Source organism: Agrococcus pavilionensis RW1, from assembly GCF_000400485.1.
In the GTDB taxonomy this organism is placed as follows: Bacteria; Actinomycetota; Actinomycetes; order Actinomycetales; family Microbacteriaceae; genus Agrococcus; species Agrococcus pavilionensis.
In genome coordinates this window covers 108,329-124,772 of the sequence record NZ_ASHR01000028.1, presented here as the reverse complement: position 1 = coordinate 124,772, position 16,444 = coordinate 108,329, and the positions used below count along the sequence as shown (strand labels likewise).

17 protein-coding genes are annotated in these 16,444 nt (G+C 74.6%); 15 read left to right on the top strand and 2 right to left on the bottom strand.

Annotation, left to right across the window (positions count from 1 at the left end; translation table 11 throughout):
• Positions 1-21: 21 nt before the first annotated feature.
• From fusA to L332_RS24300, 9 genes are all read left to right on the top strand, one after another.
• On the top strand, positions 22-2,136 hold the full coding sequence (gene fusA / locus L332_RS24335) for an elongation factor G (RefSeq protein WP_021010914.1): 2,115 nt from the start codon (positions 22-24) through the stop codon (positions 2,134-2,136).
• A gap of 146 nt (positions 2,137-2,282) precedes the next feature.
• Positions 2,283-3,476 carry an elongation factor Tu gene (tuf, locus tag L332_RS24330; RefSeq protein WP_021010913.1) on the top strand — a complete coding sequence of 398 codons (1,194 nt, stop codon included), beginning with the start codon at positions 2,283-2,285 and terminating at the stop codon, positions 3,474-3,476.
• A 113-nt stretch (positions 3,477-3,589) separates the two neighbouring features.
• Positions 3,590-4,369, top strand: coding sequence for a hypothetical protein (locus tag L332_RS24325; RefSeq protein ID WP_021010912.1), 780 nt, complete (start codon positions 3,590-3,592; stop codon positions 4,367-4,369).
• Between the two features lie 39 nt (positions 4,370-4,408).
• The gene (locus tag L332_RS24320) at positions 4,409-4,834 is read left to right on the top strand and encodes a DUF1801 domain-containing protein (RefSeq protein WP_021010911.1); all 426 of its coding nucleotides are present in this window, start codon (positions 4,409-4,411) and stop codon (positions 4,832-4,834) included.
• Entirely contained in the window at positions 4,827-5,057 is a 231-nt protein-coding gene (locus L332_RS24315) for an SCO4848 family membrane protein (RefSeq protein WP_021010910.1), read from the top strand. Before L332_RS24320 ends, L332_RS24315 begins: the two co-directional genes overlap by 8 nt.
• Before the next feature lie 101 nt (positions 5,058-5,158).
• Positions 5,159-5,512, top strand: a complete 354-nt coding sequence (locus tag L332_RS24310) for a hypothetical protein (RefSeq protein WP_021010909.1) — start codon at positions 5,159-5,161, stop codon at positions 5,510-5,512.
• Between the two features lie 81 nt (positions 5,513-5,593).
• Positions 5,594-6,154 carry a hypothetical protein gene (locus tag L332_RS24305; RefSeq protein ID WP_021010908.1) on the top strand — a complete coding sequence of 187 codons (561 nt, stop codon included), beginning with the start codon at positions 5,594-5,596 and terminating at the stop codon, positions 6,152-6,154.
• A gap of 11 nt (positions 6,155-6,165) precedes the next feature.
• Positions 6,166-6,456, top strand: coding sequence for a hypothetical protein (locus L332_RS29515; RefSeq protein WP_021010907.1), 291 nt, complete (start codon positions 6,166-6,168; stop codon positions 6,454-6,456).
• A 123-nt stretch (positions 6,457-6,579) separates the two neighbouring features.
• On the top strand, positions 6,580-7,119 hold the full coding sequence (locus tag L332_RS24300) for an OsmC family protein (RefSeq protein ID WP_021010906.1): 540 nt from the start codon (positions 6,580-6,582) through the stop codon (positions 7,117-7,119).
• Between the two features lie 15 nt (positions 7,120-7,134).
• On the opposite strand, the gene L332_RS24295 is transcribed toward L332_RS24300, so the two are convergent.
• Positions 7,135-7,896 (bottom strand): IclR family transcriptional regulator, encoded by a 762-nt coding sequence (locus L332_RS24295; protein ID WP_021010905.1) that lies wholly within the window; start codon positions 7,894-7,896, stop codon positions 7,135-7,137.
• A gap of 43 nt (positions 7,897-7,939) precedes the next feature.
• Between L332_RS24295 and hutH the strand changes: the two genes are divergently transcribed.
• Genes hutH through L332_RS24265 form a run of 6 tightly spaced genes read left to right on the top strand, consistent with a single transcriptional unit; the run spans position 7,940 to position 15,456 of the window.
• Positions 7,940-9,544, top strand: coding sequence for a histidine ammonia-lyase (gene hutH / locus L332_RS24290; protein ID WP_052588696.1), 1,605 nt, complete (start codon positions 7,940-7,942; stop codon positions 9,542-9,544).
• Positions 9,545-9,593: 49 nt separating this feature from the next.
• Positions 9,594-11,252, top strand: a complete 1,659-nt coding sequence (hutU, locus tag L332_RS24285; RefSeq protein ID WP_021010903.1) for a urocanate hydratase — start codon at positions 9,594-9,596, stop codon at positions 11,250-11,252.
• A 2-nt stretch (positions 11,253-11,254) separates the two neighbouring features.
• On the top strand, positions 11,255-12,463 hold the full coding sequence (gene hutI / locus L332_RS24280; protein WP_021065048.1) for an imidazolonepropionase: 1,209 nt from the start codon (positions 11,255-11,257) through the stop codon (positions 12,461-12,463).
• A 33-nt stretch (positions 12,464-12,496) separates the two neighbouring features.
• A complete protein-coding gene (locus L332_RS24275) occupies positions 12,497-13,642 on the top strand; it encodes a type III polyketide synthase (RefSeq protein WP_021010901.1) in 1,146 nt (381 codons plus the stop codon).
• A 3-nt stretch (positions 13,643-13,645) separates the two neighbouring features.
• Complete coding sequence (locus L332_RS24270; RefSeq protein ID WP_021010900.1) at positions 13,646-14,356, top strand: methyltransferase domain-containing protein; 711 nt, start codon at positions 13,646-13,648, stop codon at positions 14,354-14,356.
• Complete coding sequence (locus L332_RS24265) at positions 14,353-15,456, top strand: FAD-dependent oxidoreductase (RefSeq protein WP_021010899.1); 1,104 nt, start codon at positions 14,353-14,355, stop codon at positions 15,454-15,456. Before L332_RS24270 ends, L332_RS24265 begins: the two co-directional genes overlap by 4 nt.
• Here L332_RS24265 and L332_RS24260 read toward each other — a convergent pair.
• On the bottom strand, positions 15,453-16,370 hold the full coding sequence (locus L332_RS24260; RefSeq protein ID WP_021010898.1) for an arginase family protein: 918 nt from the start codon (positions 16,368-16,370) through the stop codon (positions 15,453-15,455). The two genes, L332_RS24265 and L332_RS24260, sit on opposite strands and share 4 nt — an antisense overlap.
• Positions 16,371-16,444: the final 74 nt, after the last annotated feature.

The window sequence follows — 16,444 nt, the reverse complement described above, 5'->3', positions numbered from 1 at the left end:
ATCCACCATCGGAGGAACCCTGTGGCACAGGACGTGCTCACCGACCTGAACAAGGTCCGCAACATCGGCATCATGGCCCACATCGATGCCGGCAAGACCACCACGACCGAGCGCATCCTGTTCTACACGGGCGTCAACCACAAGATGGGCGAGACGCACGACGGCGGAGCGACCACCGACTGGATGGAGCAGGAGCAGGAGCGCGGCATCACGATCACGTCGGCCGCCGTGACCTGCTTCTGGGACAAGAACCAGATCAACATCATCGACACCCCCGGTCACGTCGACTTCACGGTCGAGGTCGAGCGCTCGCTCCGCGTGCTCGACGGCGCGGTCGCCGTCTTCGACGGCAAGGAGGGCGTCGAGCCCCAGTCCGAGACGGTGTGGCGCCAGGCCGACAAGTACGACGTGCCGCGCATCTGCTTCGTCAACAAGATGGACAAGCTCGGTGCCGACTTCTACTTCACGGTCGACACGATCGTGAACCGCCTCGGCGCGCGCCCGCTCGTCATCCAGCTGCCGATCGGCGCGGAGAGCAGCTTCGAGGGCATCGTCGACCTGGTCGAGATGAACGCGAAGACCTGGCGCGGCGACGCCAAGGGTGACGTGAAGATGGGCGCCGAGTACGCCGTCGAGGAGATCCCGGCCGACCTCAAGGAGAAGGCCGAGGAGTACCGCGCAGCCCTCATCGAGACGATCGCCGAGAGCGACGACGCGCTCATGGAGAAGTTCTTCGAGGGCGAGGAGATCTCGGTCGCCGAGATCAAGGCCGCCATCCGCAAGATGACGATCAACTCCGAGCTCTACCCCGTGCTGTGCGGCTCGGCGTTCAAGAACCGCGGCGTGCAGCCGATGCTCGACGCGGTCGTCGACTACCTCCCCTCGCCCGTCGACGTGCCGGCCATCCCCGGCCGCGACGTGCGCGACGAGGAGGTCGTCATCGAGCGCCACGCCGACCGCGACGAGCCGTTCGCCGCGCTCGCGTTCAAGGTCGCCGTGCACCCGTTCTTCGGCCGCCTCACCTACGTGCGCGTCTACTCGGGCCACGTGGAGTCGGGCGCCGCAGTCGCGAACTCCACGAAGGGCAAGAAGGAGCGCATCGGGAAGATCTTCCAGATGCACGCCAACAAGGAGAACCCGGTCGACTCGATGACCGCGGGCCACATCTACGCGGTGATCGGCCTCAAGGACACGACGACCGGCGACACGCTGAGCGACCCGTCGAACCAGGTCGTGCTCGAGTCGATGACGTTCCCCGCGCCCGTGATCGAGGTCGCGATCGAGCCGAAGACGAAGGCCGACCAGGAGAAGCTCTCCACGGCCATCCAGAAGCTCGCCGAGGAGGACCCGACCTTCCGCACCGAGAACAACCCCGAGACGGGCCAGACCGTCATCAAGGGCATGGGCGAGCTGCACCTCGACATCCTCGTCGACCGCATGAAGCGCGAGTTCAAGGTCGAGGCCAACGTGGGCAAGCCCCAGGTGGCCTACCGCGAGACGATCAAGGGCACGGTCGACAAGTACGACTACACCCACAAGAAGCAGACGGGTGGCTCCGGCCAGTTCGCCAAGGTGCAGATCAAGCTCGAGCCGCTCGAGATCACCGCGGAGCAGACGTACGAGTTCGTGAACGCCGTCACCGGCGGTCGCGTGCCCCGCGAGTACATCCCCTCGGTCGACGCGGGCATGCAGGACGCGATGCAGGTCGGCGTGCTCGCCGGCTTCCCGACGGTCGGCGTGAAGGCGACGCTGCTCGACGGCGCCGCGCACGACGTCGACTCGTCGGAGATGGCGTTCAAGATCGCCGGCTCGATGGCGTACAAGGAGGCCGCGCGCAAGGCGCAGCCGGTGCTCCTCGAGCCGCTCATGGCGGTCGAGGTGCGCACGCCCGAGGAGTACATGGGCGACGTCATCGGCGATCTGAACTCGCGTCGCGGGCAGATCCAGTCGATGGAGGACGCCCAGGGCGTGAAGGTCGTCAAGGCCCTCGTGCCGCTGTCGGAGATGTTCGGCTACGTCGGCGACCTGCGGTCGAAGACGTCCGGCCGTGCCGTCTACTCGATGGAGTTCTCGACCTACGCCGAGGTGCCGAAGGCCGTCTCGGACGAGATCGTCCAGAAGAGCAAGGGAGAGTGAGTGCCCGGGGCGGCGAGCGCCGCCCCGGCCCCACCGACCTGCCGCGGTTTCTCTGAGCCCGCGGCGCAAGTACCATAGTTCAACACCACCGAACGCTCTGCCGCGAAGCGGCGGTGCACTCATGAGAACAGTCCTAGGAGGACATAGTGGCTAAGGCCAAGTTCGAGCGGACCAAGCCGCACGTCAACATCGGAACGATCGGTCACGTCGACCACGGCAAGACGACGCTGTCGGCTGCGATCTCCAAGGTCCTGGCGGACAAGTACCCGTCGGCGACCAACGTGCAGCGCGACTTCGCCTCGATCGACTCGGCTCCCGAGGAGCGCCAGCGCGGCATCACGATCAACATCTCGCACATCGAGTACGAGACGCCGAAGCGCCACTACGCGCACGTCGACGCGCCGGGTCACGCCGACTACATCAAGAACATGATCACGGGTGCGGCGCAGATGGACGGCGCGATCCTCGTGGTCGCCGCCACCGACGGCCCGATGGCGCAGACCCGCGAGCACGTGCTGCTCGCGAAGCAGGTCGGCGTGCCGTACCTGATGGTCGCGCTCAACAAGTCGGACATGGTCGACGACGAGGAGATCCTCGAGCTCGTCGAGCTCGAGGTCCGCGAGCTGCTCTCGAGCCAGGACTTCGACGGCGACAACGCGCCCGTCATCCGCGTCTCGGCGCTCAAGGCGCTCGAGGGCGAGGAGAAGTGGACGCAGGCGATCCTCGACCTCATGCAGGCCGCGGACGACAACATCCCCGACCCGGTGCGTGACCGCGACAAGCCGTTCCTCATGCCGATCGAGGACGTCTTCACCATCACCGGCCGTGGCACGGTCGTGACGGGTCGCGCCGAGCGCGGCACGCTCGCGATCAACTCCGAGGTCGAGATCGTCGGCATCCGCCCGACGCAGAAGACCACGGTCACGGGCATCGAGATGTTCCACAAGCAGCTCGACGAGGCATGGGCCGGCGAGAACTGCGGTCTCCTGCTCCGCGGCACCAAGCGCGAGGACGTCGAGCGCGGCCAGGTCGTCGTGAAGCCGGGCTCGGTCACGCCGCACACGAACTTCGAGGGCACGGCGTACATCCTCGCCAAGGACGAGGGCGGCCGCCACAACCCGTTCTTCACGAACTACCGCCCGCAGTTCTACTTCCGCACCACCGACGTCACGGGCGTCATCTCGCTGCCCGAGGGCACCGAGATGGTCATGCCCGGTGACACCACCGACATGACGGTCGAGCTCATCCAGCCGATCGCCATGGAGGAGGGCCTCGGCTTCGCGATCCGCGAGGGCGGCCGCACGGTCGGCGCCGGCACGGTGACGAAGATCATCAAGTAGTCTTCGGACTGCCCAACGGGGGCTCCTGCATTCGCAGGGGCCCCCGTTCTCGTCGTGCAGCGTGCTGCTCCGGGTCTGCGGCGGAGACCACCGCGCATCGATATCGTGCACGGATGCAGCCGAACGACTACGCCGCGCTCTCGGAGGCGCTGACCGGGTGGGCCGCTCAGGCGGACGGCGTGCTGGGCCTCGTGCTCGTCGGCAGCACCGCCGACGGCGCCCGCTCACCCGACGCCTGGAGCGACCACGACTTCTTCGTCGTCGCCGCACCGGGGGCGGCCGAGCAGCTCCGGGCGAGCAGCGCGTGGTTGCCGCCGCGCGGCACCCGGATCGTGCTGCACGAGCGCGACACCGAGCACGGCGCGTGGGTCGTCTTCGATGACGGGCACCTGCTCGAGTACGCCGTCTTCACGCCCGAGGAGCTCGCCCTCGCCCGCGCTGACGCGTACCGGATCGCCGTCGACCGCATCGGCGGCCTCGAGTCGCGGCTGCGCCACTCGCTCGAGCCGCCGCGCCGAGACGCGCGTACCGCCGCGACCCGGCTGCACCGCGCGCTCCTCGTCGGCGGCGGCCGTGGCGCGCGCGGCGAGCGGCTCGCGGCGCGCAGGCACCTGCTCGACGCCGCCGGCGCGCTCCTCGAGCTCGCGGGAGCGCTGCCCGCGAGCGGCACGGACGCCGACGCGCTCGGCCCTCGCGATCCGCACGATCCGTGGCGGCGCGCCGAGGCAGCGCAACCGGCGATCGCCGCCGAGCTCGAGGCGGCCCTCGCCAGGTCCGACCTCGGCGCCGCGGTGGCGATCGCCGACCTCGCCGCGCGCGTCGCCGGGTCTGCGCCCTGGTGGCCCGCGTCGCTCGCGACCGCCGTGCGCGATCGGCTCGCTGCCGGGCTGTGAGGAGCGCGCGCCCGCGCGTGGGGCGACTAGCCTGTCGGCATGGCAGAGGCGAAGACGAAGCCGACCGACGCGAGCGTCGCCGACTTCCTGGACGCCGCGCAGCCCGCGCGGCGCGCGGAGGACGCGAAGCGGCTCGTGGCGCTCATCCGCGAGGAGACGGGCGCCGAGCCCGTCATGTGGGGGCCGTCGATGGTCGGCTTCGGCTCGTTCCGCTACGTCTCCCCCTCCGGCTCCTCGACCGGCGACTGGCCCAAGGTCGCGCTGTCGCCGCGGAGGGCTGCGCTCACGCTCTACGGGCTCAAGGACCTCCCCGAGGGCGCGGCGCTGCTCCCCGAGCTCGGCGAGTACACCGAGGGCGCGGGGTGCGTCTACGTCAAGCGGCTCGAGGCGATCGACGAGGACGTGCTGCGCAGGCTCGTGCGCATCGCGTGGCAGCGCGAGGACGACGGGACGCGCGATGCCTGAGGCGGTCGGCACGCTCGGCGCGATGCTGCTGCTCGTCGGCGCCGCGTTCAGCGTCATCGTCTGGCCCGCCTTCCTCCGGCGCGTCGCGCGCGATGAGCGCGCCCGCGACTCGGCGGGGCGGCCGACGAGGTTCCTCACCGTGCACGTGACCCTCGTCGCGATCGCGATCGTCATCGCGATCGCGCAGGCCGTCGCCGGCATCTGGTGGCTCGCCGTCTCCTGAGCACGGCCGGCGTCCCGAGCCCGGGGAGCGCGCTCCCAGCCGCATCCGCTTGGCTGGTCGCAGCGGTCGCGACCGCGGCCGCGCGAGAGGAGAGCTGCAGCATGGCTGGATTCGAGGACCTCGCCGACGAGGCGCGCGAGCCGCGCGACGACGAGATGCCCGGCACGCGATCGCCCGCGAACGAGCTCATCGGCGCCGACGGCGCCGGATCGGACGAGTCGAGCACCGACCCGAACGTGCCGAGCGCCGACACCGAGGCGACGAGCGGCGCCTGGGCCGCGGCAGACCACACCGGCTCGGAGGAGGGCGGCGACGGCTTCGGGCCCGAGGGCACCCGCTCGCCCGCGACCGAGCCCGACGCGATGGGCACGGGCGAGCCCGGCGACGCCGACATCGACGCGAGCGGCTTCGGCGACCCCTTCGACGGCGGCGCCGTCGACGTGCGCGGCGACTGACTGATGCCGCTCCCAGCCGGCGGTGCTTGGCTGGGAGCGGAGCCGGCGCACCGGTGCCGGCCCTGACCTGGAGGTGCGAGCATGGCAGACAGCCCCATCCGCGACGGCGGCGACCAGCCCCTCGACGACGAGCCGAAGCGCCCCGACGGCACCGACCCGCTCGACACGGTGCCCGTGCGCCGAGCCGGCGACCACCCGCCGGAGGACGACCGGCAGCTGCCCGCGGGCGGCGAGCCTGGTCTGCCGTACCCGAACGCGGATCGCGACGGGCAGTCGGACTTCGTCGCCGACGCGACCGGCGAGCGCTACGAGCGCACCGTCGACGAGGGGCTCGAGCGCATCGACGAGCACCGCGCGCGCATCGAGGAGCTCGAGGCCGAGCAGCCGGGTGCGGCCGTCGGCTCCTCCGGCTCGTCGCTGCCGGCCGGCCCGGGCGCGCCCGACGTGCCGGGCGGCCCCGTCGGCTCCGGCGACGCCGGCGTCGCCGAGCCCGACCCGGCCGCTCCCGACCCGACCGCGCCCGGCGCGCCCACGGCGCCCACGGCGCCGCGGGGCCCGGGCACGCTCGACCCCGCCGCGCCGGTCGGCGACCCGGCGGGCGACGCGAGCGCGCTCGACGACATCGACAGGGCGCAGTCCTGAGAGGGGGAGACGTGCAGCACGACGACATCGAGCCCATCGACGGCATCGAGGACATCGAGGAGCCCGAGCGCTCCCGCGACGACGACGAGGCGCCGGAGCTCGCGCTCGACGCCGACGTCCCGGACGGCATCTCGGGCGACCTCTCGGGCCGCTCGTACGACGAGCTCTCGGACCTCGCCCGAGCGGCGATCGAGCGCGACGATGCGACGGCCAACGCCGAGCTCGAGCCCGACGACGCGGCCGCGGCGGTCGTGGAGGGCTCCGAGCCCCCGGGGCCCGATGCGGACGAGCGGCCGGTCTGACGCTCGGCCTCGAGCGGCGCCGCGTGACGTCGCGTGACCCGGCATGACGGCGCGTGACGCGGCGGGCTGCACGGCCCGCCGCGCGCGTGCGAGCGTGTGGATCCCGAACCGAAGGAGCACCGCATGCCCGTCACCACCGCATCCGCCGTCACCGTCACCGCCGCCGATCGCGCGGGCCGCCTCGAGCGCGCCGAGCGCGCGTGGGGCGACCGGCTCGCCGCCGACCCCGGGAGCGCGCGCCTCGCGGTCGCCGTCGCGGGTGACGCCGAGGGGTCCGTCGCGACCCGCATCACCGCGGGCCGCCACTCGTGGCTCATCGACGAGCCCGCCGGGCTCGCGGGCGACGACGCCGGCGCGAGCCCCGTCGAGGCGGCGCTCGGTGCCCTGCTCGCGTGCCAGACGGTCGTCTATCGCCTCTACGCGCAGCGGCTCGGGGTGACGATCGACCGGCTCGAGCTGCGCGCCGAGGGCGAGCTCGACGTGCGCGGGCTCTTCGGCGCCGACGACGTGCGGCCCGGGTTCGCGGGCGTGCGCGTCGTCGTCGACATCGACGGACCGCACGAGCGCGAGCGCTTCGAGGAGCTGCGGCGCGTCGTCGACGCCCACTGCCCCGTGCACGACCTGTTCTCGAACCCGACGCCGATCGAGACGCGCCTCGCGTGAGCCTGGGCCGCCGGCTCAGCCGCCGCCGAGCCTCCGCGTGAGCTCGGCGGCGGCGTCGGCGCAGCGCGCGCCGAGCGCGGCCCAGTCGGCGGCGTGCGCGTCGGCGAGCCGGAACGTCAGCCCCACCGCGGCCGCGGGGTGCCCCGCGGCATCGCGCGCGGCGGCCGCGACCGAGCCGTAGGACGCATCCACCTCGCCCTCCTCGATCGCGAAGCCCCGCCGACGCACGGCCGCGAGCATCGCCGTGAGCGCCGCGCGCGTCGCCGGTCGCTCGCCCTCGAGGTCGCGGTCGTGCGGCAGCAGCGCCCGCACCTGGTCGGGACCGAGCGCCGCGAGCATCGCGCGTCCCGTCGCGGTGCGCACCGCAGGCAGCCGCACGCCCACGCGCGAGACCGTCGCGGGCGAGCGCCGGCCCTCGCCGCGGCCCGCGTAAGCGACGTCGCGGCCCGCGAGCACGGCGAGGTGGCTCGTCGCCGGGAGGCCCGCGGCGGCGACGAGCCGGTCGAGGATGGGCTGCGCGAGCCGCTCGAGCCGCGTCGCAGCCGCGACGCGCGAGCCGAGCTGCTGCACGCGGGCGCTCGCTCCCCACGCGCCGAGCTCGGGGTAGTGCACGAGGAAGCCCTCGTCGCGCATGACCTGCAGCAGCTGGTAGGCGCTCGAGCGCGGCAGTCCGAGCTCGCGCGCGATCGTCGCCGCGCGCACGGGGCCGGGCTGCTCGGCGAGCAGCGCGAGCACGCGCAGCGCGCTGCGCGCCGCCGGCATCCTCGGGGCTCCCACCGTGCCGCCTCCCGCAACAGAGTCTGAGATCTCAGACACCAGTATGCGGCGAGCGGGTGCGCCGAGCGGTCGAGCGCGCTGGGATGGGGTCGTGGCAGTGGTCATCGGCGACAACCCCCTCACCCGACGCGAGGTCGTGCAGGTCGCGCGCTTCGACGCCCCCGTGGCGCTCAGCGACGCGGCGCTCGCGCGCATCGACGCGGCGCGCGACGTGATCGACGCGCTCGCGGCCGACGAGCGGCCCCACTACGGCATCTCGACCGGCTTCGGGGCGCTCGCGAACACGGCGATCGCGCCCGGCGACCGCACGCGCTTGCAGCAGTCGCTCATCCGCTCGCACGCCGCCTCGAGCGGCGAGGCGGTCGAGCGCGAGGTCGTGCGCGGCCTCATGCTCCTGCGGCTCCAGACGCTCGCGACGGGCCGCACGGGCGTCCGCCGAGCGACCGCCGAGCGCTACGCCGGCATGCTCAACGCCGGCATCACGCCGGTCGTCGGCGAGTACGGCTCGCTCGGCTGCTCGGGCGACCTCGCGCCGCTCTCGCACGTCGCGCTCGCGGCGATGGGGGAGGGGGTCGTGGAGCTGGGCGGCGAGGTGATGGATGCGTCGACCGCGCTCGAGCGCGCCGGGCTCGCTCCCGTCGTGCTCGCCGAGAAGGAGGGGCTCGCGCTCGTCAACGGCACCGACGGCATGCTCGCGATGCTGTGCCTCGCGCTCGCCGACCTCGACAAGCTGCTCGACGCGGCCGACCTCGCCGCGGCGATGAGCGTCGAGGGGCTGCTCGGCACCGACGCGCCGTTCGCGCCCGAGCTCATGGCGCTGCGCCCGCACCCCGGGCAGGCGGCGAGCGCGGCGAACATCGCGGCGCTGCTCGAGGGCAGCCCGATCGTCGCGAGCCACAAGGGCCCCGAGGACACGCGCGTGCAGGACGCCTACTCGCTGCGCTGCGCGCCCCAGGTGCACGGCACCGCGCGCGACACCGCCGCCCATGCCGCGCGCGTCGCCGAGATCGAGCTCGCGAGCGCGATCGACAACCCGGTCGTGCTGCCCGACGGCCGGGTCGTCTCGAACGGCAACTTCCACGGCGCGCCGATCGCGGCGGTGCTCGACTTCCTCGCGATCGCGATCGCCGACGTCGCCTCGATGAGCGAGCGCCGCTCCGACCGCTTCCTCGATCCCGCGCGCTCCTTCGGCCTGCCGCCGTTCCTCGCCGACGACCCGGGCGTCGACTCGGGCCTCATGATCGCGCAGTACACGCAGGCCGGCATCGTCTCCGAGCTCAAACGGCTCGCGGCGCCCGCCTCGGTCGACTCGATCCCCTCGAGCGCGATGCAGGAGGACCACGTCTCGATGGGCTGGGGCGCCGCGCGCAAGCTGCGCCGCGCGATCGACGGGCTCGGGCGCGTGCTCGCGATCGAGATCATGACGGCGGCGCGCGGCATCGAGCTGCGCGACGACGCGCCCGGGCCCCGGACCGGCCGCGTCGTCGAGCACCTGCGCAGGAGCGTGCCGGGCATCGGGCCCGACCGCTTCCTCGCCCGCGACATCGAGGCATCTGTCGCCTTCGTCGTCGGCGGCAGGGCGCTCGTGGCGGCGGACCTGCTCGGCTCGGCCGACGCCTGGGCGCCCGCTGCCGCCGCCGCGCGATGACGCGCTTGCACGACGGAGACGGAACGATCGACAGGGACAGGAGGACGCCATGGAGGGCGCACGCGAGGTGAGGGCGCACCGCGGCAGCGAGCTGCACGCGAAGGGCTGGCCGCAGGAGGCGGCGCTGCGGATGCTGCAGAACAACCTCGACCCCGAGGTCGCCGAGCACCCCGACGAGCTCGTCGTCTACGGCGGCACGGGGCGCGCGGCGCGCGACTGGCGCTCGTTCGACGCGATCGTGCGCGAGCTCGAGTCGCTCGAGGCCGACGAGACGCTGCTCGTGCAGTCGGGGCGCCCCGTGGGCGTCATGCGCACCCACGAGTGGGCGCCGCGCGTGCTCATCGCCAACTCCAACCTCGTCGGCGACTGGGCGACGTGGCCCGAGTTCCGCCGGCTCGAGGCCGAGGGGCTCACGATGTACGGCCAGATGACGGCCGGCAGCTGGATCTACATCGGCACCCAGGGCATCCTGCAGGGCACGTTCGAGACCTTCGCGGCCGTCGCGCAGAAGCTCGGGCGCGAGTCGCTCGCGGGCACCATCACGCTCACCGCGGGGCTCGGCGGCATGGGCGGCGCCCAGCCGCTCGCGGTGACGATGAACGACGGCGTCGCGATCTGCGTCGAGGTGGATCGCTCGCGCATCGCGCGCCGCATCGAGCACCGCTACCTCGACGTCGAGGCGGAGGACGTGGCGGATGCGCTCGCTCGCGCGATCGAGGCGAGGGACGCCGGGCGGGCGCTCTCGATCGGCCTCCACGCGAACGCCGCCGACGTCGTGCCGGCGCTGCTCGCGATGGGCGCGCCGATCGACGTCGTCACCGATCAGACGAGCGCGCACGACCCGCTCGCGTACCTCCCGAGCGGCGTCGCGTTCGACGACTGGGCGGCCGAGCGCGAGCGCGACCCCGCGGCCTTCACCGAGCGCGCCCGCGCCTCGATGGCGCGCCACGTCGAGGCGATGGTCGGCTTCCAGCGCGCGGGCGCGGAGGTCTTCGACTACGGCAACTCGATCCGCGCCGAGGCGCAGCTCGGCGGCTTCGCCGACGCGTTCGCGTTCCCCGGCTTCGTGCCCGCCTACATCCGGCCGCTCTTCTGCGAGGGCAAGGGCCCCTTCCGCTGGGCGGCGCTCTCGGGCGACCCCGAGGACATCCGCCGCACCGACGAGGCGATCCTCGAGCTCTTCCCCGACGACGCGCACCTGCACCGCTGGATCCGCATGGCGCAGGAGCGGGTGCACTTCCAGGGGCTCCCCGCGCGCATCTGCTGGCTCGGCGCCGGCGAGCGCCACCGCGCGGGGCTGCGCTTCAACGAGATGGTCGCCGACGGCACGCTCTCGGCGCCGATCGTCATCGGCCGCGACCACCTCGACTCCGGCTCGGTCGCGAGCCCCTACCGCGAGACCGAGGCGATGCGCGACGGCTCCGACGCGATCGCCGACTGGCCGCTGCTCAACGCGCTCGTCAACACCGCCTCGGGCGCGAGCTGGGTCTCGATCCACCACGGCGGCGGCGTCGGCATCGGCCGCTCGATCCACGCGGGGCAGGTGACGGTCGCCGACGGCTCGCCGCTCGCAGCAGAGAAGCTCGAGCGCGTGCTCTCGAACGACCCGGCGATGGGCGTCATCCGCCACGTCGACGCGGGCTACGACGAGGCCGAGCGCTTCGCGCAGCTGCAGGGCATCCCGATCCCCATGCGGCGAGGGGCGTGACGATGGCGACCCTCGTGACCGGCATCGGCGAGCTCACGACGAACGACGACGAGCTGGGCCGGATGCGCGACGCGGCGCTCGTGCTCGAGGGCGAGCTCGTGGCGTGGGTCGGCCCGGCCGCCGAGGCGCCCGCGGCCGACGACGCCGTCGACGTCGGCGGCCGCGCGGTGCTGCCCGGCTGGGTCGACAGCCACACGCACCTCGTCTTCGCGGGCGACCGCACCGCGGAGTTCGAGGCGCGGATGGCCGGCGAGCCCTACGCCGCCGGTGGCATCGCAGCGACGGTCGCCGCGACGCGCGAGGCGAGCGACCCCGAGCTCGCGGCGACCCTCGACCGGCTCGCCGACGAGGCGCTGCGCGGCGGCACGACCGCGATCGAGGTCAAGACCGGCTACGGCCTCACGATCGCCGACGAGGCCCGCTCGGCGCGCATCGCCCGCGGCCGCGCCGACGCGGTCACGTTCCTCGGCGCGCACCTCGTGCCCGAGGGGGCGGATGCGGACGGCTACGTCGACCTCGTCGCGGGCGAGATGCTCGAGGCCGTCGCGCCGCTCGTCGACGCCGTCGACGTGTTCTGCGAGCGCGGCGCGTTCGACGAGGCGCAATCGCGCCGCGTGCTCGAGGCGGCGAAGGAGCGCGGCCTCGCGATGCGCGTGCACGGCAACCAGCTGGGCCCGGGCCCGGGCGTGCGGCTCGCGGTCGAGCTCGGCGCGCTGAGCGTCGACCACGTCGCGTTCCTCGACGACGACGAGGTCGCGCTGCTCGCCGACTCGTGGCACGGCGGCCGCGGCACGGTCGCGACGGTGCTGCCCGCGTGCGACCTCTCGACGCGCATGCCGCTCGCGCCCGCGCGGCGGCTCCTCGACGCCGGCGCCGTCGTCGCGATCGCGAGCAACTGCAACCCCGGCTCGAGCTACACGACCTCGATGGCGTACTGCGTCGCGACCGCCGTGCTGCAGATGGGGCTCTCGGTCGAGGAGGCCGTGCGCGCCGCGACCCTCGGCGGCGCCGTCGCGCTCGATCGCGACGCGCCGCGCTTCGACCGGCACGGGCAGCCGCTCCCGCCGCTCGGCCGCCTCCGCCCCGGCGCGCGCGCCGACCTGCAGGTGCTCGACGCCCCCTCGGCGACGCACCTCGCCTACCGACCGGGCGTGCCCCTCGTGCACGCGGTGTGGCGCCGCGGCGAAGCGGTCCTCCGCCCGCGCTCCTAGGTTCCTCAGGGACGCGCGCCGTAGTCTCGCGCTATGACGGTGCGACTTCGCGGCCTGTCGACGGCAGTGCCGCCGACGCAGCTCCAGCAGACCGAGGTCGCGGAGGTCTTCGGCGGCCAGCCGGGGCTGAGCCGCCTCGCCCAGCGCATCGTCTCGACCTCCTTCGGCCTCTCGGGCATCGGGCGCCGCTACACCGTGCTCGAGGAGCTCTCGACGAGCGGCCCCGAGGTCGCGCAGCCCGAGTTCTACGACCGCTCGAGCGGGCTCATCCTCGACCCCGGCACGCGGCTGCGCAACGACCGCTACGCCGAGCACGCGACGCGCCTCTACGTCGAGGCCGGCCGGGCGGCGCTCGCGGCGACGCCCGGCATCGAGGCGGGCGACGTCACGCACGTCATCACCGTCTCGTGCACGGGCTTCTACGCGCCCGGGCCCGACTTCGTCCTCGCGCGCGACCTCGGCCTGCCCGCCGGCGTCCAGCGCTACCACCTCGGCTTCATGGGCTGCTACGCGTCGATGCCCGCGCTGCGGCTCGCGGCGCAGCTGTGCGAGGCGGATGCGTCGGCGGTCGTGCTCGTCGTGAGCGTCGAGCTGTGCACCCTGCACCTGCGCACCTCCAACGACCCCGACACGATCGTCGCGACCTCCCTCTTCGGCGACGGCGCCGGCGCCGGCATCGTCACGGCGAGGCCGCTCGAGCCGGGGGAGCGCGCGCTGCGCCTCGACCGCTTCGCGACCCGCACGACGCCCGAGGGCGAAGGCGACATGGCGTGGCGCATCGGCGACCACGGCTTCGAGATGGTGCTCTCGAACGCGGTGCCCTCGCTCATCGGCGAGCACGTGACCGGCGCGATCGAGCCGCTGCTCGAGCCCGAGCCGTCGCTCGTCGAGGCGCTCCGCGGCGGCGCCGTCGGCAGCCCGATCGAGCACTGGGCGATCCACCCCGGCGGCCGCAGCATCCTCGACCACGTCGAGTCGACGCTCTCGCTCTCCGAGGCGCAGCTCGAGCCCGCGCGCGACACGCTCCGCGACTTCGGCAACATGTCGAGCGCGACCGTGCTGTTCGTGCTGCAGCGCATCCTCGAGGGCGGCGCCGCGCAAGACGGCGACCGGGTCGCGGCGATGGCCTTCGGGCCGGGCCTCACCGTCGAGTCGGCGCTCCTGACCGTCGAGGGCTGAGGCGTGCTGCCGCAGCTGCGCTCGCGCGACCCCGACGTGCGGGAGGAGATGGACGACCCCGCGTGCGACCCGCGGGCGCTCGAGCGCACCTACGCGCGCTTCGGCATCGTCAACGCCGTCGTCTCGGCGCCCCGCGCCGTCTACCGCGAGTGGGTGCGGCCGCGGCTCCGCGCAGGCGGGACGGTGCGGCTGCTCGACATCGGCACGGGCGGCGCCGACCTCCCGCGCCGGCTGCTGCGCTGGGCCGCCGCCGACGGCGACCTCCGGGTCGTCGCGATCGACCCCGACGCGCGCTCGATCGCGTACGCGCGCTCGCTCCCGCCGGTGCCGGGACTCGAGCTGCGGCAAGCGACGACGCTCGACCTCGCGCGCGCGGGCGAGCGCTTCGACGTCGTGCTCTCGAACCACGTGCTCCACCACCTCTCGGGCGCCGAGCTCGGCGCGATCCTCGCCGACTCCGAGGCACTCCTGCGGCCCGGCGGCGTCGCGGTGCACGGCGACATCGCGCGCTCGGCGCTCGCCTACGCCGCGTTCGCCGCGGGCACCGCGCCGTTCCAGCCGACGCTCCTGCGCGGCACCTTCATCCGCGCCGACGGGCTCGCCTCCATCCGCCGCAGCCACACGGCGCGCGAGCTCGCCGCCGCCGCGCCGCCCGGCTGGTGCGTGCGCCGCGGCATCCCGTACCGGCTCGAGCTCGTCCGGCGAGTGCCGTGACCGAGCGCCGCGACGTCGCGATCGTCGGCGGCGGCGCCGCCGGCCTGCTGCTCGGCTGCCTGCTCGCGCAGCGGGGCATCGACGTCGTCGTGCTCGAGCGCCGGGCGTCGCCGTCGCGCAGCTCGCGCGCGATCGGCATCCACCCGCCCGGCCTCCGCGCCCTCGACGCCGCGGGCGTCGGCGCCGCCGTGCGAGCCGAGGGGCACCGGGTGCGGGGCGGGATCGCGCTGGCCGGCGGCCGGCAGCTCGCGCGGCTGCGCTTCGACGACCTCATCCACACGCTGCCGCAGCACCGCACCGAGGCGCTGCTGCGCGAGCGGCTCGCGGCGCTCGCCCCCGGGGCGCTGCGGCAGGGCACGGAGGCCACCGGGGTCCGCGCCGCGGCCGACGGCGTCGCGCTCGAGACGGCGGAGGGCCGCGTCGACGCCCGCTGGGTCGTCGGCGCCGACGGCGTCCGCAGCACCGTGCGCGAGCTCGCCGGCATCGGCGTCCGCGCGCACCGCGGCACGGGCCCCTACGCGATGGCGGACGGCCCCGACGGCACGGGCGCGCGCGGCATCGCCCTGCTCCACCTCGAGCGCGACGGCATCGTCGAGTCGTTCCCGCTCCCCGGCGGCGCCCGCCGGTGGGTCGCGCGGCTGCGCGAGCCCGAGCCGGCCATGACCGCCGAGCGACTGCAGGCCATCCTCGCCGCGCGGCTCGCCGAGCCGCCCCGACTGCCGTCCGATGCCCCCGCGAGCGCGTTCGTCGCGCGGCAGCGGCTCGCGACGACGTTCGCGCGCGGCCCGATCGCACTCATCGGCGACGCGGCCCACGAGGTGAGCCCGATCGGCGGGCAGGGCATGAGCCTCGGCTGGCTCGACGCGCTCGAGCTCGATCGTGCGATCGCGGCCGCGGCCGGCCCCGATCCCTTCGCCGCCTACGCGGCGGCGCGGCGGCGCGCCGCCCTGCGTGCCATGCGGCGCGCGGCGTGGAACATGGGCATGGGCGCGCCCGTGCAGCCCGCGGGTCGCGCCGCGCGCCTCGCGCTCGCGCGAGCGCTCGGGCTCCCGCCCGCCCGCGGCGCGCTCGCCGCCGCGTTCACGATGCGCGGGCTCTAGGCCGCGCTCGCCGGGGGCCGCGAGGCGAGGCCCGCGAGCGCCTCGAGCACGCACACGGCGACGAGCCGCACCGTGCGGCCGTCGGGGGCGTCGGCGGATGCGTCGACCTCGGTGAAGTCGATCGACGTCACCGCGGGCGACGACGCGAGCGCCCGCACGAGCTGCCGCAGCTGCCACGCGGAGAGGCCCCCGGGCAGGGAGGCCGGGCAGCCGGGCGCGACCGCCCGGTCGCACGCGTCGACGTCGACGTCGACGTGCACCGGGCCGCCGGCCGCGCCCGCGATCGCGAGCGCCCGAGCGGCGATCTCGCGCATCGGCGCCTCCTCGCACGCGTCCCGCCCGATGACCGAGATGCCGGCCTCCGCCGCCCGGCGCGCGTACGCATCCGAGTTCGCGAAGTCCTGGATGCCGATCTGCACGACGCGCCGGCCGTCGAGGCCCGCCTCGAGCAGCCGCCGCACCGGCGAGCCGTTGCTGCGGCCGTCGCGCAGGTCGTGGTGGGCATCGATCGTGATGAGGCCCGCGGTGCCGATGCGCTCGCCCCACGCGCCGAGCGCCGCCGGCACGGTCGCGGCGTTGTCGCCGCCGAGCGCGAGCACGAGCCGAGCGCGCGCCGCGGCACGCGCGACGAGGCGCGCCGCTGCCGGCTCGTCGCCGTCGGGATCCGGGGCGTCACCCGCGTCGGCGATGCGCAGCGCCGCGACGTCTGCGCCCTCGGCGTGCGGCGAGCTGCGGCGGAGCGCCGAGCGCACGGCGCCCGGAGTGCCGTGCGCCGCGGTCGGGCTGATCGAGGTCGCGTGCGTGCCGATGCCGACGAGGGCAGCGTCGAGCGGGCCGTCGACCGCATCGAGCGCGGGCCAGCCCCCCGCGCGGGGCCAGCTCGGGTCGTGGGGGAGCGTCGACGGCGGGGGCATGCCCGCGACGCTAGCAAGTCGCACCGCACTCCCAGCCGCGCGGCCGCGGATCGTGCTTCTGTGGTCGGGCAGCG